We start from the raw sequence: 19,432 nt of genomic DNA, 5'->3' as shown, positions 1-19,432 counted from the left end.
TTTTGCCTTTACTTTGCAGCGTCGTCGGTGAAATCGGTCGAGGTCGCGACCGACCGCCATCCTGCCAGCTCCCGCGCCACGAACGTGTTCTTGGCTTCGATCCGCTCCACGGTGTCGCTGCCGAGCGGCAGCCGCAGCGGCGGATTCTTCGCATCGACCAGCTTCAGGAAGGCCTGCGCCAGCTTGCGCGGATCGCCGCGCTGGCCGCCATTGACGTCGGCCGCGTGCGCGCGGGTCTTGCCGACGCTCTCATGATAATCGTCGATCACCTGCGCGGTGCGCGACAGCGAGGTCTCGTCGAGGAAGTCGGTGCGGAAAAAGCCGGGCTCGACCACGGTGACCTTGATGCCGAGCGGCGCGACTTCGCCGGCCAGCGCTTCGCTGATGCCTTCGACCGCGAACTTGGTCGCGCCATAAACGCCCCAGCCGGGATAGCCGGCGTAGCCGCCGACCGACGAGATGTTGATGACGTGGCCCGCGCGCTGGCGGCGCATATGCGGCAGCACCGCGCGGGTGACACCGAGCAGGCCGAACACGTTCGTGCTGAACAGCTTTTGCGTTTCCGCGTTGCTGGCCTCCTCGATCGCGCCGAGCAGGCCGTAGCCGGCATTGTTGACGAGGATGTCGATGCGGCCGAACTTCTCCACGGCCTGGCCGGCGGCCTCATGCGCTTCGGCCTCGCTGGTGACGTCGAGCCGGGTGGCGAGCAGCCGCTCGTGGCTGCCGAGCCGTGCGGTGACGGTCGACGAATCGCGCGCGGTCGCGACCACGGCATCGCCGGCCTTCAAGGCTGCCTCGGCGATCAGTGCGCCAAATCCGCGGGATGCTCCTGTGATGAACCAGACACGCATGGTGTTGCTCTTTCCATTTGGGCCCGGCGATTGCCGAAGCCGATGGGCAAGGTGTAGCGGCTCGCCATAGCTGAGATAATCCGCTATATATTTTGCGAGCTGTTGAGTGAAATTCATCAATGCGGATCGACCCGTCCGACCTCGCGACCTTCCTCGCCATTGCCCGCCACCGCAGTTTTCGCGCGGCGGCGACCGAGCTCGGCGTCACGCCGTCGGCGCTGTCGCACGGCTTGCGCAATATCGAGGAGCGGCTGGGTCTGCGGCTGGTGAATCGCACCACCCGCAGCGTGGCGCTGACCGAGGCCGGCGAGCGGTTATTCGCCCGCATCACGCCGGCCTTCCGCGATATCGACGATGCGCTGGAAGACCTCAACAATTTCCGCGGCAAGCCCACCGGGACGCTGCGCTTCACCGCCGCGCGCCAGTCGGCGCAGCTCGTGCTGCTGCCGATTGTGACGCGCTTCCTGAAGGAATTCCCCGACGTCAGCGTCGAGCTCGTCATCAACGATGCCCTGATCGACATGGTCGCGGCCGGCTTCGATGCCGGCGTGCGCTTCGGCGAGACGATCGCCGCCGACATGATCGCGGTGCCGATCGGCCCCCGGCACCGCTTCGCCGTGGTCGGCTCGCCCGCCTTCTTCAAATCGCACAAGGCCCCAGGCACGCCGCACGACCTGAAAAACCTGCCCTGCATCCGCTACCGCTTCACGTCAGGCGCGCTCTATCACTGGGAGTTCGAGCGCGGCGGCATCGAGCTCGCCATCGACGTCACCGGCCCGCTGACGATGAACGACCAGGACCTGATGGTCGATGCCGCGCTCGACGGCGCCGGCCTCGCCTATGTCTTCGAGCAGCAGGTCGAAGCGTTGCTGGCGAAACGCAAGCTAATGCGCGTGCTCGCCGACTGGTGCCCGGCCTATCCCGGCTTCTTCCTGTACTATCCGAGCCGTCGCCAATTGCCGGCCGCGCTGCGCGCGTTCGTGGATTTCGCGCGGGCGCCTGCGGGGTAGCCCGGATGGAGCGAAGCGCAATCCGGGATTCGTGCCGCCATCGCGGACCGTCCCGGATTACGCTGCGCTTCATCCGGGCTACGGATAACGCGCTACTTTCCCGTGAACACCGCCTTGCGCTTCTCGATGAACGCCTGCACCGCCTCCTTGTGATCGGCGGTCGTGGTGAGGCGGATCAGCCGTTCGGCCTCATGATCCCTGGCGGTCTCGAAGTCGAACAGCAGGGCCTCGTCGAGATTGTCCTTCATGTAGCGCAGCGCGAGGCGCGGGCCTTCGGCGAGCGACTTTGCCAGCGCGAAGGCCTCGGCCTGCAGCTGGTCGTCGGGCACGACGCGGTTGACGAGGCCGATCGCCTCGGCCCGCGCGGCATCGACGCGGTCGCCGGTGAACATCAATTCGCGCGCACGCGAGGTACCGACCAGCCGTGTCAGCAGCCAGGCGATGCCGTAGTCACCGGACAGCGCGACCCGGGCATAGCCGGTGGTGACAAACGCCGATTGCGCGGCGATGCGGATGTCGCAAGCCATCGCGATGGCGAGCCCCGCGCCAACCGCGGGGCCGGGCAGGGCGGCGATGGTCGGCTTGCGTACCGACACTAGCGCGCCGGTGAGCAGCCGCTGCCGCTCCTGGAGATCGGCGACCTTGTCGTCGAACGACATTTCTAGCTTCTTCGGATCGCGATGCGCGCCCATGCCCTTGACGTTGCCGCCGGCGCAGAACGCCTCGTCCGCCCCGGTGAGCAGCAGCGCGCCGACATCAGGGCTTTCGCCGCAGGTGCGGATCATCGTCCGCAGTGCCGGCGTCAGCGTGTCCGACAGCGAGTTGCGCGCCTCCGGCCGGTTCAGCGTGATCACGGCGACGCGGTCGCGGATGACGCAGAGGAGTTCGTTGGTGCCGGTGTCGATGGTGGTTTCGCTGCTCATTGTTCCTCCCTGCTCTCGTAGGGTGGGCAAAGCGCAGCGTGCCCACCATTGGTTCTTAAGTTCGAGATCGTGGGCACGGCGCTACGCGCCTTTGCCCACCCTACGGCAGCTTCGCATCGCCCCTGAATGACAAACTCAATTTAAAACTTCTCCACCCAGGGCCGCAGCTCGATCTCCCAGCTCCAGGCGCTGCGCGGCTGTTGCAGCACGTTCCAGTAGCTCTCCGCGATCGCGTCGGGATCGAGCATCGAATCCGGCTTGTCGGCAGGTTCAGTCCGCGCCGCGCTGCGGATGCCGCCGTCGATCACGAAATGCGCGATGTGGATGCCCTGCGGCGACAATTCGCGCGCCAGGCTCTGCGCGAGGCCGCGCAGCGCGAACTTGCCCATCGCGAACGGCGCGGATTGCGCGTAGCCCTTGACGCTCGCCGAAGCGCCTGTGAACAGGATCGCGCCGTGCTTGTTCGGCAGCATGCGTTTTGCCGCCTGCTGCGCCACCAGGAAGCCGCCATAGGCGCTGACCGCGATCGCGTTCGCGACCTCGGCCGGCACGAGATCGACGAAGGGGCCGCGCGAGCGGCCAGAGGCATTGTAGACGACGAGGTCGGGCGTGCCGATCTCGCGTTCGACGAGGCCGAACAGGCGCTCGACCTCGTCAGGCTCGGTCGCGTTGCAGGCATAGGCTTTCGCGCCGGTCTCGGTGCAGAGCGCGCCCAGCTTCTCGACCTTGCGCGCGGCCAGCGCGACGCGGATGCCTTGCGCGGACAACAGCCGCGCCAGCGAGGCGCTCAGGCCTTCGCCGGCACCGACGATGAGCGCGATCTTGTATTTCGGGTGTTCCATGGGGTGATCTCTCGGGGACGGGACGCCGCTGATCTATGCATGGCCTGCGCGGACGACCAGACGGGTCGATCACAATTCCGCAGAGCGAATTGCTCCTTCACGGCGATCATGCCTCCCTGACAATTTGCGGCTTTATCCGCCTTTGCGATCGGAGCATGATCGACATCATCCAAAGCGGCAAGCGATAAGAATTGCCGCCGGGCGGAAACGAAGAGGACGATCATGCCCAAGCCGGTCACAGCGCAGCCGAAACATGTCGCGGCCGAGCCATCGGGCCTGCTGGCGCCCGATACCACGGGCATGAATTTCTACCGCGCCGATCCCGCGTTGACGGACCTTTTACGCATCCATCTGCCGGACAATCTGTTCCGCCACATCGAGCCGCATCTCGACCGCCTCGGCGAGCTCGCCGGCGGTCATCTCGACGAATGCGCGCGGCTGGCCGACAGGCACACGCCGGTGCTGCACCAGCGCGACAAGTTCGGCCGCGACGTGCAGTGGATCGAATATCACCCGGCCTATCGCGAGCTGGAGAACGCCGCATTCGGCGAGTTCGGCATCCACGCGCTCTCGATCCGCAAGGGCATCATGGGCTGGCCGGACAAATATCCTGTCGTCGCCAAGCACGCCTTCACCATCCTGTTCAACCAGACCGAATTCGGCATGGGCTGCCCGATCAACGTCACCGACGGCTGCGCCAAGCTGCTCGCAACTTTCGGCGACGAGGCGCTGAAAGCAAAGTATCTCGACGGCCTGACCTCGACCGACATGAGCAAGCTGACGCAAGGCGGCCAGTTCATGACCGAGAAGGAGGGCGGCTCCGATGTCGGCACGCTGACGACGCGCGCGGTGCAGGAAGGCGACCATTGGCGGCTCTACGGCGAGAAATGGTTCTGCTCGAATGCCGACGCCAAGGTGGTGATGCTGCTCGCGCGCCCTGAAGGCGCGGGCCCCGGCACGCGCGGTGTCGGCCTGTTCCTGATGCCACGCTTCCTCGACGACGGCGCGCAGAACCACTACCGGATCGTGCGCCTGAAGGACAAGCTCGGCACCCGCTCGATGGCATCAGGTGAGATCAAGCTGGAAGGCGCGATCGCCTACGCCGTCGGCAAGCTCGACCGCGGCTTCGTGCAGATGGCCGAGATGGTGAACTCCTCGCGGCTCTCCAACGGCGTCAAGTCCACCGCGCTGATGCGCCGCGCCTATCATGACGCCATGACGGTGGCGAAGAACCGCGTGGTGTTCGGCAGCCGCATCATCGACCTGCCGCTCGGACGGCGGCAGATGCTGAAGATCATGCTGCCGGTCGAGCAGGCGCTGTCGATGAGCTTTCTCACCGCTGACGCGCTGGACCGCGCGGAAGCCGGCAGCCAGGATGCTGCGGCGCTTCTGCGCATCCTGACGCCGACACTGAAATTCCGCGCGACGCGCGATGCGCGAAAGGTCTGCGGCGATGCGCTCGAGATGCGCGGCGGCATCGGCTATATCGAGGAGTTCGCGACGCCGCGCCTGCTGCGCGACGCGCATCTCGGCTCGGTCTGGGAAGGCACCGGCAATATCGTCGCCATTGATGCTCTCCGTCGCGCCGTCGGCCGCCACGGCGCCGAATCCGCACTCGCCGCCGACCTGCACGCGCGGCTCGATGACAGTGTCTCCGTGCCGCAGGCCTGGCGCGACAATTTGCGCGGGCTCACCGGTCGTGCCGTCGGCTTCGCGCGCGAGGTCGCGGGCAAATCCGAGAATGAGGCCGACGCGCGCCGCGCCACCAGCCTGCTCTATCATGTCGCCAGCGCCGTCGCGCTCGCCTGGGAAGCGCATCGCATCCACGCAATGCGCGGCGATGCGCGCCGGTTGCTGCTGTCGCGCCTCGTCATCGACCATCGCGTGACGCCGAGCGATCCGTTCCGGCTGACGGAAAATGCGGCGCAGGCGAAGATCGCGGCGCTGCTGCTGGGTGATCGCGATGCCGGCATGAGCGAGGTTGGCGAACTGGTTCTGGCAGCGTAGGCTCTCTTCTCGCCTCTCCCGAAGGGAGAGGTCGGATCGCTCCTGGCGATGCGAAGCATCGTCCAGTGCGATCCGGGTGAGGGGGTGCGCTCCAACGAGAGACCTGAACCCCTCACCCGGAATCGCATCTGTCGATGCGCTTCCGACCTCTCCCTATGGGAGAGGTGGAAACGACCGCTCAACGACAATCATAACAATGAGGAAACACCGATGAAGGCCGCCGTCCTCTATGAAGTCAACACGCCCCTGGTCATCGAGGATGTCAGCCTGCCGAAGCCCGGCCCGCGCGAGGTGCTGATCCGCACCGCGGTCGCCGGCCTCTGCCATTCCGACCTGCACTTCATGGAAGGCCTCTATCCGCATCCGCTGCCCGCGGTGCTCGGTCACGAATCCGCCGGCATCGTCGAACAGGTCGGCTCCGACGTCACCTATGTGAAGCCGGGCGACCACGTCGTCACGTGCCTGTCCGTGTTCTGCGGCACCTGCGACAATTGCACCACGGGCCGCACCGTGCTCTGCACCGACACCACGGTGAAGATGCTGCCGGGCGCGTCCAATCGGATGCAGTGGAACAGGCCGGAGAAGCTGAACCAGTTCCTCAATCTGTCGTCCTTCGCCGAACAGATGCTGGTGCACGAGAACGCGATCGTCAAAATCAGGAAAGAGATGCCGCTCGACCTCGCCGCGCTGATCGGCTGCGGCGTCATCACCGGCTACGGCGCGGTGGTGAACACGGCGAAGGTGACGGCGGGGGAGACAGTTGCGGTGATCGGCTGCGGCGGCGTCGGCATGGCCGCGATCAACGGCGCACAGATCGCCGGTGCCGGTCGCATCATCGCCATCGATACCAATCCGGCAAAGCTCCAGCTCGCGACCAAGCTGGGCGCGACCGACATCATCAATCCCGCCGACGGCGACGTCGTGAAACAGGTGCGCGACCTCACCAATGGCGGCGTGCAGCACGCCTTCGAGGTGCTCGGCCGCAAGGAAACCGCCGAGCAGGCCTTCGCCATGCTCGCCGCGGGCGGCACCGCCACCATCGTCGGCATGATCCCGTTCGGCCAGAAGATCGAGCTGCATGGTTTCGACTTCTTGCGCGAGCGCAGGATCCAGGGCTCCTCGATGGGCTCCAACCATTTTCGCGTCGACATGCCGCGCCTGGTCGATTTCTACCTGCGCGGCCGGCTGCACCTGGAGGACTGGATCTCGGCCAAGCTGAAGCTCTCCGAGATCAACGAGGGCTTTGCCAACATGAAAGCCGGCAAAACGCTGCGCAGCGTGATTGTGTTTGATAGCTGAGCCGCAACACAGGTGTCATCGCCCGGCTCGACCGGGCGATCCAGTACTCCGCGGCGCCAGTGGTGTGAATGAACTACCGCCACGGAGTACTGGATGCCCGGTCAAGCCGGGGCATGACAGTGGAGAGTGCGCGGCCGATATGTCCTCGCTCACCGCGACACGTGCGCGGACACCGCCAGCCACTTGCCGTTCTGCTTTGCCCAGCAATCGGTGTATCGCCCGGTCGCCTGCTGGCCGTCCGCGGTGGTGTAGCTCGTCGCCGCGTGGATGATGGCGAAGTCGCCCATGATGCGGATGACGACGTCGTACGCGTGCAGATTGCGGATCGCGATCGGCCGCGCGGTCTGCTCCAGGAAGGCGGCGCGGTCGACCAGCGTCTTGTCGGGATTGGAGCAGTAGAATTCCGGCGCCAGGATCTCGTCGAAACGTTCGACGTCGCAGTTTTGCACGGCGGCGATGTAGTCGCGGTTGAGCGCTGTGAGCTGCTCGAGGTCCTGGCTCATGACGTTTCACTCCCTGTCATTCCGGGGCGCGCGAAGCGCGAACCCGGAATCTCGATATTGTTTCACTCCGTCATTGCGAGGAGCGAAGCGACGAAGCAATCCAGGCTGTTGCCGTCGAAAGACTCTTGATTGCTTCGCTGCGCTCGCAATGACGAGGAGGCATCAATCATCAAACATCTTCGGCGGCACGAACCCGCCGAATTCGCGCTCGATCAGCTCGGCCAGCTTTAGGGGCGTGCGATCCTCCAGCCACGGGCCGACGATCTGGACGCCGATCGGCAGCCCATCCGGCGCAAAGCCGGTGGGGATTGCGGTCGAGGGCAGGCCGGGCAGCGTCGCGATGCCGGGCCAGGCGAGCTGGTCGGTATAGACGTGCTCCTTGCCGTCGATCTTGATCCGGCGCTGTTCCTGGTCCGGCGAATGGTCGTGCGGATAGGCGGCCGTCGGCATCACCGGGCAGATCACCGCGTCGAAGGTCTTGAAAAGCTCGCGCCATTGCGCGCGCAGCCGGGTGCGGCCGGCATTTGCCGCCACCCAGTCGCGATGGCTGAGCGCGATGCCGCGCAGCCGTTCGGCGGCGAGGCTGTTGTCGCCCTCGGGCAGCGCCGCCGCGGCCGCCTTGGCGCCGGCATAGACATCGGGCGCAAAACTCGCGGCAAGGAACGACATCAGCATCCGCATATAGAGTCGCGATGACGCCGCGAAGTCCGGCAGCAGCGGACTGCTGCGCTCGACCTTCACACCCGCCTTGGCGAGCTTGTCGGCAAGCGTGTTGATCATGCCGCGCACCGCCGTGTCGGTCGGCAGCACCGGATCGCTGTCGATCACCAGCACGCGAAAATCCCTGAATGCGGCGTGGCGCGCTGCGGGAAGATCGAGCTTGTAGGCGATGCCGGCTTCGATCGGGTCGGGGCCGGCCATGACGTCGAGCACAAGTGACAGATCGGCGGCACTGCGTGCCATCGGGCCAATCACCGAGAGATCGCGCTCGAACGGCAGTGGCGGCGCCGGCGGCGCGACATGCCCGCGCACTGCAAGAAGGTTGAAGGTCGGTTTGTGCGCATAGATGCCGCAATGGAACGCCGGCACGCGCAGCGAGCCGCCGATGTCGGAGCCGATCGACAGCGGGCCATAGCCCGCGGCGAGCGCGGCCGACGAACCGCCGGAGGAGCCGCCGGGTGTGCGGCCGAGATCGTAGGGGTTGTTGGTGGTGCCGTAGATGTCGTTGTAGCTCTGCCAGTCGCTGAGCACGACCGGCACGTTGGTCTTGCCGAGGACGATGGTGCCGGCGTCCTTTACGCGCGTGACCGGCAGCGCGTCTTCCTTGGCGATGAAATCCTCGTGCGCGGGAATGCCCCAGGTCGTCGGCAGGCCGGCGATGTTGTAGGATTCCTTCACCGTCATGGGTAGGCCCAGCAACGGCTTGCGCTCGCCGCGGGCCAATGCGGCGTCTGCCTCGCGCGCGGCGCTCAGCGCACGGTCGAAATCTCGCACGCAGATCGCATTGATCTTGCCGTCATGCCGTTCGATGCGATCGATCGCATCCTGCGTGAGCTCGACCGCTGAGACCTTCTTTGCGGTCAACGCGGCCGACAGCTCGACCGCACTCTTGTAGCTCCATTCCGATTTGGCCACGGCATGCTCCTGCATTTCACTGACGGGATGATGCGCAGTTTGGCGGAAGGCTGCAACCGCCGTTTGATGGCGATTGATATGTCAGCAGCTGTCATCGCCCGGCTCGACCGGGCGATCCAGTATTCCAGAGACCCGCGTTTAAGATCTCGCTTTCACCATATCCGCCGCGGCGTACTGGATCGCCCGCCTTCTGTTTAGTCCGGAGACATGGCTGACACCTGTTCGGACACATCACTGACAGGTTGGTCGTTGGTCAAGTCGATCGATGCGACCTGCCAGCTGGCGAAGAAGATTCCGTAATGGCCGTCGCGGTCCAGCGGGCGGATCGCGAGATGTTCGCGTGCGAAGGCCTGGGGAACCTTCCAAAATCGTCCCTTGAAAGAGATATAGGGTCTGGTCGATGAGACCCTGCGCACGATCTCTGTGCTGTCGTATTCGACCTTCGGAATGCGCGCCGGCATGGCACGGGCGCTCGGCCGGAAGCGATCGGCGGGGACGTGCATATCGATGCCTTGGTGGGGGCGCTCCAGATTGTAGACCGGTCGCCAGGCGTCGAAGGCGCGCTGGACTTCCGCGAGGGTACGGAAGCGACGCATGGCAAAAACCTCGGCCTTCAGGGTGCGATGGAAGCGTTCGTTCTTGCCGCGGGCCTGCGGGTGACATGGCCTGGCGTGCACCACCCTGACGCCGAGCTTGAGCAGCCACACCTTCAGTCCGGTCCAACGAACGCCGGACGTATCGCCCCAAGGTGAGCCGTTATCGGTGTAGAAGGCCTCCGGCAGGCCATAGCAGCGGAACGTCGCCGTCAGGTGATCCTGCACGGTGAGACGCTGCTCGTCGGCGCAGGCCTTCAGGCACAAGACATAGCGCGAGTGATCGTCGACGACGGTCAGCGGATGGCACCGTGTCCCGTTGGCGAGCGGCAGGTGGCCCTTGAAGTCCATCTGCCACAGCAGATTGGGAGCTTCCTTCTCGAAGCGGTGCCCCGGATTGGGTGGCGCAGTCTCACTCGGTGTGACCCGGCCGTTCCGGCACAGGATCCGGTGCACCGTTGACGGCACCGGCACCGTCTGGCCATCCCGCTTCAGGCAATGGGCGATCTTGCGTGCGCCCCAGGCGGGATGCTTGTCCCGCACAGCCAGAACCTGTGCCTCGACCGCAGCCTTGCTGCGCTTGGGCATCGCATGCGGGCACCGGGAACGGTCGGCCAGCTCCCGATCGCCAGCCTGCCAGCGCCGCAACCACTTGTAACCGACATCAGGACTGATGTTGAACCGACGGCAGAGCTCGCGCCGGTTGACGCCTTCCTGCAAAGCCAGCCGCACGAACTCGTGGCGCTGATCCATTGCTGACACCTCACTCCAAGGCATGGACGGCCTCCCGAATCGGACCAATCCAGCCAATGTTGATGTGTCAGCTATGTCTCCGAACACCCGTCAGTGATCTGTCCGGGCTAAACACTTCGCGGGCGATGACAGCGAGTGTGAGGCTGGCGACCTACGCCGCCCCGATCAGGATCCCCACCGCGAGCACGATGGCGCCGCCGAGCACGATCTGGAATACGGCCTGGAGGAACGGCGTGTCCATGTAGCGCGAGCGGATGAAGGCGATCGCCCATAGCTCGAAGAACACGACGACGCAGGCGATCGCGGTCGCGATCCAGAATGCATTGGGCCAGCTGTCGGGTACGAGATAGGGCGCGGTGTGGCCGAGCCCGCCGAGCGTCGTCATCGCGCCGCAGGTGACGCCGCGCAGCCAGGGCGAGCCACGCCCCGTCAGCGAGCCGTCGTCCGACAGCGCCTCGGCAAAGCCCATGCTGATGCCGGCGCCGATCGAGGCGGCAAGGCCGACCAGGAAAGTCTGCCAGTTCTGGTGCGTGGCGAAGGCGGCCGCAAACAGCGGCGCCAGGGTCGAGACCGAGCCGTCCATCAGGCCGGCGAGGCCGGGCTGCACATATTGCAGCACGAACATCCGCCGCCGGGTGCGGTCTTCCTCGGCGCGCACGTCGGGCTTCAGGATCTCGTCGGTCAGCGCCACCGCGCGGTTCTCGTGGTGCTTCTCCTCCTCGGCGAGATCGCCGAGCAGGCGGCGCACGCCCACATCCTCGGCCTGCTCGGCGGCGCGCGCGTAGAAGCGCTCGGCCTCGAGCTCCATGGTCTCGACCTCCTTGCGGATCGTGTCGAGCGGCAGGTTTTTAGTCAGCCAGATCGGGCGGCGGCGCAGGAATCCTTTGACGTCTTCCCGGCGGATCGGCGGCAGATGCGGGCCGAACCGCTCCTCGTAGAGCTTGAGCAGCCGGTGCCGGTGACCGCGCTCCTCCTCGGCCATCTCCTCGAAGATTTTTGCCGTGTCCGGATAACGCTCGCGCAAATCCTCGGCGAAGGTCATGTAGATGCGGCTATCCTCCTCCTCGGAGGAGATCGCGACCGCAAGTACCTCGCGCTCGGTCAGGTCGGAAAAATTCTTCACGGGGGCCCATTTCACTAGTTTAGAATAATTCTAAACTATATAGGGCGCCGCGGTTCGCCGGTCAAATCAGGCCGTGCGGGCCTTTGCGAGGAAGTCGAGCAGCAACCGGCTGACCTCGGTCGGCTGCTCCTGCTGCACCCAATGGCCGGCGCCGTCGATGAGATGGCAGCCGAGCATCCTGGTGCAGCCGCGACCCTGCATCGCCTCGAACACGCCGGGGCGCTGATAGGTGCCCCAGTCCTGCTTGCCGGAGATGAAGCACGAGGGCACGTCGATGCTGCGGCCGGAGAACAGCTGCATCTCCTTGTTGAGTATGCCCGACGTGCCATAGCGGTACCATTGCAGCCCGCCCTGGAATCCGGTGCGGCCGTACTCGGCGCTGTAATAAGCAAGGTCGCTGTCCGGCAGCCATCGATTGGCGGCGATCACGGCCGGCGAGGGCATCTCCTTCGCGACCGTCTCGGCCATGGTCTCGTTCAGATCCATCACATAGTAGGTCGGCAGCTTCGCCAGCTCATTCGCGGACCACGATTGCAGCGGGTAGGGCTTGTTGTCGGTCCAGTCAGCGCTCTTGTGATGATAATAGGCACGCAGGAAATCGTGCACACCTTGCGGCGCGTGCCGCATGTCGTCGTTCGCGGGTCGTGTCGAATAGTACCATTGATAATGCTTGCGCGGGCGGGGCAATGCGGCGAGCTCGCGATGCACGGGATCTTCCACGGCAGGCTTTGCCGGACCATCGACCGTATCGAACGGCAATGTCGGCGCGCCGCTGAACGGCGCGCTCATCAGCGTCACCGATCGAAACACGTCGGGCCGGATCAGCGCGCACCACGCCGCGACCGGGCTGCCGAAATCATGTCCGGCGAGATCGACCTGCCTGTAACCGAACGCCGACACCAGGGCGAGCACATCGCGCACGAGGTTGAGCAGCGAGAATGGGGTGAGATCGCCGTCATAATCCGCGGTCCACCCGGTCGTGCGCCCGTAGCCGCGCTGATCCGGCGCGAGCACGTGATAGCCGTTGGCCGCGAGTGCCGGCATCACCTTGCGCCAGGAGAAGGCAAGCTCCGGAAAGCCGTGCAGCAAGAGGATGCAGGGCCGCCCCTTGGTCTCGAACCCGGCTTCCAGCACATGCATCCGCAGGCCGTTGATGCCGTCGACGTAGCGCGAGCGGATTCCGGCGGGGAGAGCGATGTCGGGGAGTGTTGTCATTGCTTTTCTCCACTCGGGTGGAATCGTAGGGTGGGCAAAGCGGAGCGTGCCCACCATAAGGAGTGGTGGGCACGGCGCGCGAAGCGCGCGCCTTTGCCCACTCTACGGCATCTCACACCGCCGCACACACGAACGCGCTGCCCTTGCGCTTGATCTTCCCCACCGACGGCGAGGGGAAATGCGCGGTGCAGCACAGCGTGTCGGTGTCGCAATAGCGCTCCGACTTGTCGTTGCCGATGCAGCTGTCGATCAGCATGGTGTGGTGCGGCGTCTTCACCACGTAGGACTGGAAGCACAGGATCAGGGTGTCCGCATCGTCCAGCGCCTTGGCCTGCCGCATCCACGCCCGGTTCTCGGCCAATATCTCCGCCGTCAGCCCGGGGATGAACTCCAGCGCCGGAAAGAACGGAGACTCCTGCTCGATGATGCGATGAATGGTGAGATCGCCGACCGCATATTTGAGGCTCATGCTCGTTTCCCTCGTGATCAGTGCGCGGATGGAATGACGATATTGGTGAGGATGTCGATCGCGGCCAAGCCTTCCTTCGGCTGGCCGTATTGCGCGGCTGAAGTCATCATGACGAGATCAAGCTCGGGCACGATGAAAATGCGTTGCCCGCCCCAGCCAAAAGCTCCAACCCATTTGATTTCCTTGCCATTGGCAAGCGAGCGGCCCATCCACCATTGATAGCCGTAGAACAGCGTGCCGCCGAAATAGCCGACCGCCTGGAAGCGCGGCGTGATCGATTGTGCGATCCAGTCGGCCGAGACGATTTGCTGGCCGTTCCACCGGCCATGATTGAGCACGAGCTGGCCGATCTTCGCGGCATCGCGCGGTCGCAAGCGCAGGCCCGCGGCCGCCGCGATCTTGCCGTTCTTATAGGCCTTCCACTCGAAATCGCTGATCCCGAGCGGCTGGAACAGCATCTCGCGAGCAAATGCCTCCAGCGGCTTGCCCGAGACGCGTTCGAGGATGTTGCCGAGCAGTTCAGTCCCGCCGCCATTATAGGTCCATAGCGCATCCGGCGGCGCAGCGACTGGTTTTGCGAGCACATAGCCGATCGGATCGGCTTCGAAGGTGAGATGCGGTTCGTCGTTTTTCGGATCGGTCCAGGCCCGCGCCTCGTCCCATTTGATGCCGGATGACATCGTCAGCAGATGGCGCAGCGTGATGGCCTCCCATCCCGCCTGCTTTACCGCTGTGGTGTCGGGGAAGAATTTGAGCACGGGCTCGTCGACGCCAGCGATGAGCTTGCGATCGATCGCGATTCCAACCAGCAGTGAGATCACGCTCTTGGATGCCGAGCGCATGTCGTGCCTGGTCGTCGCGGTGAATTCGTGCTGGCCTTCCGGTTGTCCCCAGGGCTGGTCGTAGCCGGGAAAATATTGCTCGAAGACGAGCTTGCCGTGCCTGACGACGACGACCGAATGGACCGCGGTTGCCCGCTGCTCGAGCCGCGCGGCGATGGTACAAAGCTGCGCGTCGTCCATGCTTACACTGTTGGGCGACGCAATCTCCCAGCCATCGTCGATCGATAATGGCGATCCGCAGGCCTGATGGGTTTGTCCAGGCGACATGCTCTCGGCCCGCAGATGGGTGGCTGAGACTGACAGCGCGAGCACGAGGCTCGCACTGAGACTTGTGAGACGGGAGAGATGATCGCGCATCGTCATTCTCCCGTCTATCCCGCTATGCCGCCGGCGGCACCGAGATCTTCACGGAGGGCCGCTCCAGCATCTTCTGGTGGAAAGCATCGAGCTTCGGATAGGCCTTGCGCCAGCCGCAATCGGCGAAGCGGAAATCGGCATAGCCAAGCACGCAGACGAGGCCGATCTGCGAGATGTCGAACGGGCCGTTCAAAACCTCGGGCATGTTCTCGAAGCGCGCCATGCCGGTCCAGGCCCGGTTCCAGTGGTCATCCGACCAGGCCTGCCATTGCAGGCCCTGCGGCCGCACCATCTTCTCGTAGCGGCACAGCAGCATGGAATCGAGCATGCCGTTGATCAGCGAGTGATTGGTCTTGGCCTTCCAGCGCCGCGGGCCGTAATCCGGGATCAGGCTGCCGCCGGCCATCTCGTTGAGATATTCGACGATGACGTAGGAATCCAGGATGACGTCGCCGTCATTGGTGATCAGCACCGGCAGCTTCTTCAACGGCGTGATGCGCGAATAGTCCTCATTGGCCGTACCCGGCGCCACGGTTGCGGGCATCAGCTCGATCTTGTCGATCAGGCCAAGCTCGATCGCGGCGATGCGCACCTTGCGGGCGAAGGGCGAGGCGGCGGAGAAGGAGAGTTTCATTTCAGATATCCGTCAAATGAACCGGTTTGGCTTGTCATTGCGAGGAGCGAAGCGACGAAGCAATCCAGGCTGTCTCTGAAGGACGATCTCTGGATTGCTTCGCTTTGCTCGCAATGACGGTGTGGCGACGGTGTGGATCGCGACCTTACGCCGCGATGATCTCCTGGCGTTGCTCGCCGAGGCCTTCGATGCCGAGCGTGACGACGTCGCCGACATTGAGGAAGGTCGGCGGCTTCATGCCGAGGCCGACGCCGGGCGGGGTGCCCGTGGTGATGATGTCGCCCGGCAGCAGCGTCATGAACTGCGAGACATAGGACACGCACTTGGCCATCGAGAAGATCATGGTCGCGGTCGAGCCGGTCTGGCGGCGCTGGCCGTTGACGTCGAGCCACATCGACAGGTTCTGCACGTCCTTGATCTCGTCCTTGGTGGCGAGCCACGGCCCGAGCGGGCCGAACGTGTCGTGCGACTTGCCCTTGGTCCACTGTCCCAGGCGCTCGGTCTGGAAGTTGCGCTCGGAGACGTCGTTGCAGACGCAATAGCCGGCGACGTAGTTCAGCGCATCGGCTTCCGAGACGTATTTGGCGCGAGTGCCGATGATGGCGGCGATCTCGACCTCCCAGTCGAGCTTGGTCGAACCGCGCGGCTTTTCGACCGCGTCGTTCGGGCCGGACAGCGAGGTGTTGGCCTTCATGAAGATGATCGGCTCGGTCGGGATCGCAGCGCCGGTTTCCTTGGCGTGGTCGCTGTAGTTGAGGCCGATGGCGACGAATTTCGAGATGCCGGTGACGGGCGAGCCGAAGCGCGGCTTGCCGGAAACGGCGGGCAGCGAGGCGGGGTCGAGGCTTGCCAGTTTCTTCAGGCTCTCCGGCGAATAGGCGTCGCCCGTGAGGTCCTTCAGATGCGCCGACAGGTCGCGCAACTGGCCGGATTTGTCGATCAGGCCGGGCTTTTCCGCACCCTTTTCGCCATAACGAACAAGCTTCATTCTCGTTTCTCCCTTGGGATGGACTGATCGGTTAAATAGCTTCATGGAACAGGGCGGCGGGAAATTCAACCGCTCAAACAGCGGTGCATTGCAGCCTTCTCAATTCGGGCGATCGTAGAGTGGGCAAGCCGCAAAGCGCCGTGCCCACGAGCTGTTTCCAGGAGCGCGGAATGGTGGGCGCGCGGAGCCTGTCATCGTTCGCGCGCCCCGGTGGCTTTGCCCACCCTACGATTGCAGCGCCACAAATCTGAACGCGTCGCCGTCGCGCTTGATGTGCCCGGCCGAAAAATGCCCGCCGATCACCAGCGTTGGGGTGTCGGCGAACCGGCTGAACAGGTTGCGGCGCGTCGCCGCCGATTGGGCGGGGTCGCTGTCGACGACCGAACACCAGTCGAGATGCGCCATCTGGCAGGGATGATGGGCGACGTCGCCGCCGAGCAACGCCTGTTCGCCGCCGGACTCGATCAGGACGCTCATGTGCCCGGGGCTGTGACCGGGGGTCGGGATCACGCTGATCTCGTCGGACAGGCGATGGTCGCCCGGGATCAGCTCGGCCCGATCCGCATCGACGATCGGCTGCACGGAATCGCCAAACACCACCGCCTTGTCCGGCTCGGTGGAATGATCGCGCCAGTACTCGTATTCGGTCTTGCCGAACAGGTAGCGCGCCTTTGGGAATGTCGGCACCCATTTGCCGTCGACCAGCTTCGTATTCCAGCCGACATGATCGACATGAAGATGCGTGCACAGCACGGTGTCGATGGTCTCGGGCGCAAAGCCCGCCGCCGTCATCGTCTGAAGGAACGGCGTGCTGCGGTTGTTCCAGGTCGGAAAGCCACGGCCTTGCTTGTCGTTGCCAAGCCCGGTGTCGACCACGATGCGGCGCGTCGGCGTTTCCACCACCAGCGAATGGATCGACATCTTCAGCCGGCCCTCGTCAGTGGCGAAATGCGGGATCAGCCAGGGCAGCTTCCGGATCTCGTCATTGGTCGCGGCCGGCAGGATGAAGCGCGTCGAGCCGACCGTCTCCATTTCCACGACCTCAGTGATTTTGACCCTGCCGATCGTCCAGTGCATGCGTTGGCCCCATGTTCTTGGTTTGCTGCCGAAAGATGCACATTTTCCCTCTCCGAGCGCAATGGATCATCTGTCGTGATGTTGCGTTATCGAGGGAACTTGGAACCACAGACGATGCGCCCGAGGTAGCCCATGCCAGAGCTTGCCATTTCCGCCGACAAGGTCGCCTTCATCATCGAGAAGGCGCGCGAATTCGACGTCAAGGAAGAGGATACCGATCCGGATTCGGGTTCGAATCCGAGCGATGACGATGCGGTCGATGTGCTCGAGGACGACGGCTCCGATCCCGTCGGCAGCGAGCTCGGCGGCTTCATCGTTGCCCTGAACGAGGACGAGCAGGTCGATCTCGTCGCGCTGACTTGGCTCGGCCGCGGCGACGGCACGATCGATGATTGGGACGATTTACGCGCGCGCGCCGTCGAAGCGCGGGGCGAGTATCGCAAGCCCCGGCACGAGACCGTGCAATATCTGCTCGGCGAGCCGATGCTGGGCGATCTGCTCGCGGACGGCCTCGATGCCTTCGGCATCGACTGGACCGATGAGCGCCTCACCGCCGATTCCTCCGATCCCAGCGAGCGGGACGAGGACGAGCCGACCAAGCAGCGGTGACTAGTCCGGCCTCGCGGTGAGGGGAATGATTGAGATCCGACGCCGCCGCATCGTCATGGCCGGGCTTGCCCCGGCCATCCACGTCTCACTTGGCCGCACCAAGAACGTGGATGCCCGGGACAAGGCCCGGGCATGACGGTTTTTCGCGGATTGCGCGGTTAAGGCACGAAGGCCTACAGCGTTCCCGGGAATGCGCCACCGTCGAGCAGAATGTTCTGCCCCGTGATGAAGCCCGCCTTGGCGCCGCACAGGAAGGCGCAGGCATAGCCGAACTCGTCGGGCTGGCCGAAGCGGCCCGCGGGATTGAGCTTGGCGCGCTCGGCCAGGATCTGCTCCGGCGTCGTGCCGCGCTTGTCGGCTTCGGCCTTGGCGGTGCCGGTCAGGCGATCGGTTTCGAACGGGCCTGGCAACAGGCCGTTGATGGTGACGTTGTTGATCACCGTCTTGCGCGACAGGCCGGCGATGAAGCCGGTGAGGCCGGCGCGCGCGCCGTTGGAAAGGCCGAGAATGTCGATCGGCGCCTTCACCGCGGCCGAGGTGATGTTGACGATGCGGCCGAACTTGCGCGCCATCATGCCGTCGACGGTCGCCTTGATCAGCTCGATCGGCGTCAGCATGTTGGCGTCGATCGCCTTGATCCAGTCGTCGCGGGTCCAGTTGCGGAAATCGCCGGGCGGCGGGCCGCCGGCATTGTTGATGAGGATATCGGGCTCGGGGCAGGCCTTCAGCACGGCCTCGCGGCCCGCCGGCGTCGTGATGTCGCCGACGATCTCGGTGACGGTCACGTCGGGATAGGCCTTGCGGATCTCGTCGGCCGTCTTCTTCAGCGCTTCGGCGCCGCGCGCGGTCAGCGTGACGTGAACGCCGGCGTCCGCCAGCGAGATGGCGCAAGCGCGGCCGAGGCCCTTGCTGGATGCGCAGACGATGGCGCGGCGACCTTTGATCCCAAGATCCACTGTTTCACTCCCGAAAATAGCAGGCAGGTTTTGGACGGCGCACTCTAGCCAACTGCGGCGCCCCTGATAAGGGAGAGGCCCGCGTCAAAATGCATGGCGCGGGCTGCGGCGATGCACTAGATGCGACGCTCCTGCTTGAGGCGGTCGATCGCCGCGGCGGCCTCGGGCGGCAGTGATTTGAATCCCATCTGTCCGGCCGCCGAGAAAAGCGGCCGCAGATGCGAGCCGGCGAGGAAGGGCGGCTGGCGGTTGGCCGGCACGATCTGGTCGAACACGAGAACCAGCGTGGTGGCGACGAGGCCGACCCGGACCGCGCCGAGCGCGGCGCCGCCGACGCGGTCGCCGATGCCGGTCTCGCCGAGTGTGTCGTTCAGCGCGACGCGGCCGATATGGCCGAGCAGCATGCCAATCACCACGAAGATGGCGAAAAACCAGATCCAGTTCTGGAGCAGCGGCGCGTTGGGATTGCCGGCGATTTGCGGCGCGATCATCGGCATCAGCGCCACCGCCATGGGCGCGGCGAGGAGATAGGCGAGGATGGTCATGGCGCTGCGCAGCAGGCCGGTCCGAAAGCCGAGGCCGACGGCGATGGCAAGCGCCGCATAGACCGCGAGATCGAAACTGTTCATCACTGCGAGCCCCTGTCTCAGGTGGAACGAATGAACGCCGAGCCGATCATTCCGGTTTCAGATCGTTAAAATCGTCGGTATTGATGGCTCCAAAGCTCAGGGAAATCGCTCGAGGAC

Annotated in this window: 20 protein-coding genes; 5 read left to right on the top strand and 15 right to left on the bottom strand. The window is 64.8% G+C overall.

Annotation, left to right across the window (positions count from 1 at the left end):
• Positions 1-8: 8 nt before the first annotated feature.
• The gene (locus QA642_RS44090; protein WP_283087104.1) at positions 9-851 is read right to left on the bottom strand and encodes an oxidoreductase; all 843 of its coding nucleotides are present in this window, start codon (positions 849-851) and stop codon (positions 9-11) included.
• A 119-nt stretch (positions 852-970) separates the two neighbouring features.
• Here QA642_RS44090 and QA642_RS44085 point away from each other — a divergent pair, with 119 nt between their 5' ends.
• Positions 971-1,861: a LysR family transcriptional regulator gene (locus QA642_RS44085; RefSeq protein WP_283082397.1), complete on the top strand. Its 891-nt coding sequence runs from the start codon at positions 971-973 to the stop codon at positions 1,859-1,861.
• A 92-nt stretch (positions 1,862-1,953) separates the two neighbouring features.
• Here QA642_RS44085 and QA642_RS44080 read toward each other — a convergent pair whose 3' ends face one another.
• On the bottom strand, positions 1,954-2,784 hold the full coding sequence (locus tag QA642_RS44080) for an enoyl-CoA hydratase (RefSeq protein ID WP_283082396.1): 831 nt from the start codon (positions 2,782-2,784) through the stop codon (positions 1,954-1,956).
• Between the two features lie 140 nt (positions 2,785-2,924).
• On the bottom strand, positions 2,925-3,626 hold the full coding sequence (locus QA642_RS44075) for an SDR family NAD(P)-dependent oxidoreductase (RefSeq protein ID WP_283082395.1): 702 nt from the start codon (positions 3,624-3,626) through the stop codon (positions 2,925-2,927).
• A 222-nt stretch (positions 3,627-3,848) separates the two neighbouring features.
• Between QA642_RS44075 and QA642_RS44070 the strand changes: the two genes are divergently transcribed.
• Positions 3,849-5,633: an acyl-CoA dehydrogenase family protein gene (locus QA642_RS44070; protein ID WP_283082394.1), complete on the top strand. Its 1,785-nt coding sequence runs from the start codon at positions 3,849-3,851 to the stop codon at positions 5,631-5,633.
• Between the two features lie 210 nt (positions 5,634-5,843).
• The gene (locus tag QA642_RS44065) at positions 5,844-6,932 is read left to right on the top strand and encodes a Zn-dependent alcohol dehydrogenase (protein ID WP_283082393.1); all 1,089 of its coding nucleotides are present in this window, start codon (positions 5,844-5,846) and stop codon (positions 6,930-6,932) included.
• A 149-nt stretch (positions 6,933-7,081) separates the two neighbouring features.
• Here the strand turns inward: QA642_RS44065 and QA642_RS44060 are convergent, their stop codons facing one another.
• Positions 7,082-7,435, bottom strand: a complete 354-nt coding sequence (locus tag QA642_RS44060) for a nuclear transport factor 2 family protein (RefSeq protein WP_283082392.1) — start codon at positions 7,433-7,435, stop codon at positions 7,082-7,084.
• Positions 7,436-7,597: 162 nt separating this feature from the next.
• Positions 7,598-9,070, bottom strand: a complete 1,473-nt coding sequence (locus QA642_RS44055; RefSeq protein ID WP_283082391.1) for an amidase — start codon at positions 9,068-9,070, stop codon at positions 7,598-7,600.
• 3 nt (positions 9,071-9,073) lie between these two features.
• Here QA642_RS44055 and QA642_RS44050 point away from each other — a divergent pair, with 3 nt between their 5' ends.
• Positions 9,074-9,268 (top strand): hypothetical protein, encoded by a 195-nt coding sequence (locus QA642_RS44050; RefSeq protein ID WP_283082390.1) that lies wholly within the window; start codon positions 9,074-9,076, stop codon positions 9,266-9,268.
• Here the strand turns inward: QA642_RS44050 and QA642_RS44045 are convergent.
• From QA642_RS44045 to QA642_RS44010, 8 genes are all read right to left on the bottom strand, one after another.
• Positions 9,265-10,440 (bottom strand): IS481 family transposase, encoded by a 1,176-nt coding sequence (locus QA642_RS44045; protein ID WP_283079492.1) that lies wholly within the window; start codon positions 10,438-10,440, stop codon positions 9,265-9,267. The two genes, QA642_RS44050 and QA642_RS44045, sit on opposite strands and share 4 nt — an antisense overlap.
• A 127-nt stretch (positions 10,441-10,567) precedes the next feature.
• Positions 10,568-11,539: an iron exporter MbfA gene (gene mbfA, locus QA642_RS44040; RefSeq protein ID WP_283082389.1), complete on the bottom strand. Its 972-nt coding sequence runs from the start codon at positions 11,537-11,539 to the stop codon at positions 10,568-10,570.
• 66 nt (positions 11,540-11,605) lie between these two features.
• Positions 11,606-12,754: an alpha/beta hydrolase gene (locus QA642_RS44035; RefSeq protein WP_283082388.1), complete on the bottom strand. Its 1,149-nt coding sequence runs from the start codon at positions 12,752-12,754 to the stop codon at positions 11,606-11,608.
• A 112-nt stretch (positions 12,755-12,866) separates the two neighbouring features.
• Positions 12,867-13,223, bottom strand: a complete 357-nt coding sequence (locus QA642_RS44030; protein WP_283082387.1) for a hypothetical protein — start codon at positions 13,221-13,223, stop codon at positions 12,867-12,869.
• Positions 13,224-13,240: 17 nt separating this feature from the next.
• The gene (locus QA642_RS44025; RefSeq protein WP_283082386.1) at positions 13,241-14,422 is read right to left on the bottom strand and encodes a serine hydrolase; all 1,182 of its coding nucleotides are present in this window, start codon (positions 14,420-14,422) and stop codon (positions 13,241-13,243) included.
• A gap of 22 nt (positions 14,423-14,444) precedes the next feature.
• Positions 14,445-15,056 carry a glutathione S-transferase family protein gene (locus QA642_RS44020; protein WP_283082385.1) on the bottom strand — a complete coding sequence of 204 codons (612 nt, stop codon included), beginning with the start codon at positions 15,054-15,056 and terminating at the stop codon, positions 14,445-14,447.
• 145 nt (positions 15,057-15,201) lie between these two features.
• The gene (locus QA642_RS44015; RefSeq protein ID WP_283082384.1) at positions 15,202-16,044 is read right to left on the bottom strand and encodes a fumarylacetoacetate hydrolase family protein; all 843 of its coding nucleotides are present in this window, start codon (positions 16,042-16,044) and stop codon (positions 15,202-15,204) included.
• A 225-nt stretch (positions 16,045-16,269) separates the two neighbouring features.
• Positions 16,270-17,121: an MBL fold metallo-hydrolase gene (locus QA642_RS44010; protein WP_283082383.1), complete on the bottom strand. Its 852-nt coding sequence runs from the start codon at positions 17,119-17,121 to the stop codon at positions 16,270-16,272.
• 132 nt (positions 17,122-17,253) lie between these two features.
• Between QA642_RS44010 and QA642_RS44005 the strand changes: the two genes are divergently transcribed.
• A complete protein-coding gene (locus QA642_RS44005; protein ID WP_283082382.1) occupies positions 17,254-17,730 on the top strand; it encodes a DUF3775 domain-containing protein in 477 nt (158 codons plus the stop codon).
• Between the two features lie 173 nt (positions 17,731-17,903).
• Here QA642_RS44005 and QA642_RS44000 read toward each other — a convergent pair whose 3' ends face one another.
• Both QA642_RS44000 and QA642_RS43995 read right to left on the bottom strand, forming a co-directional pair.
• A complete protein-coding gene (locus QA642_RS44000) occupies positions 17,904-18,686 on the bottom strand; it encodes an SDR family oxidoreductase (RefSeq protein WP_200496429.1) in 783 nt (260 codons plus the stop codon).
• 116 nt (positions 18,687-18,802) lie between these two features.
• Entirely contained in the window at positions 18,803-19,315 is a 513-nt protein-coding gene (locus tag QA642_RS43995) for a CvpA family protein (RefSeq protein WP_283082381.1), read from the bottom strand.
• Positions 19,316-19,432 lie beyond the last annotated feature (117 nt).

The sequence above is a fragment of the Bradyrhizobium sp. CB2312 genome (assembly GCF_029714425.1).
Classification (GTDB): domain Bacteria; phylum Pseudomonadota; class Alphaproteobacteria; order Rhizobiales; family Xanthobacteraceae; genus Bradyrhizobium.
The sequence above is the reverse complement of the archived record's forward strand: the minus strand, read 5'-3'. Positions and strand labels throughout refer to the sequence as shown.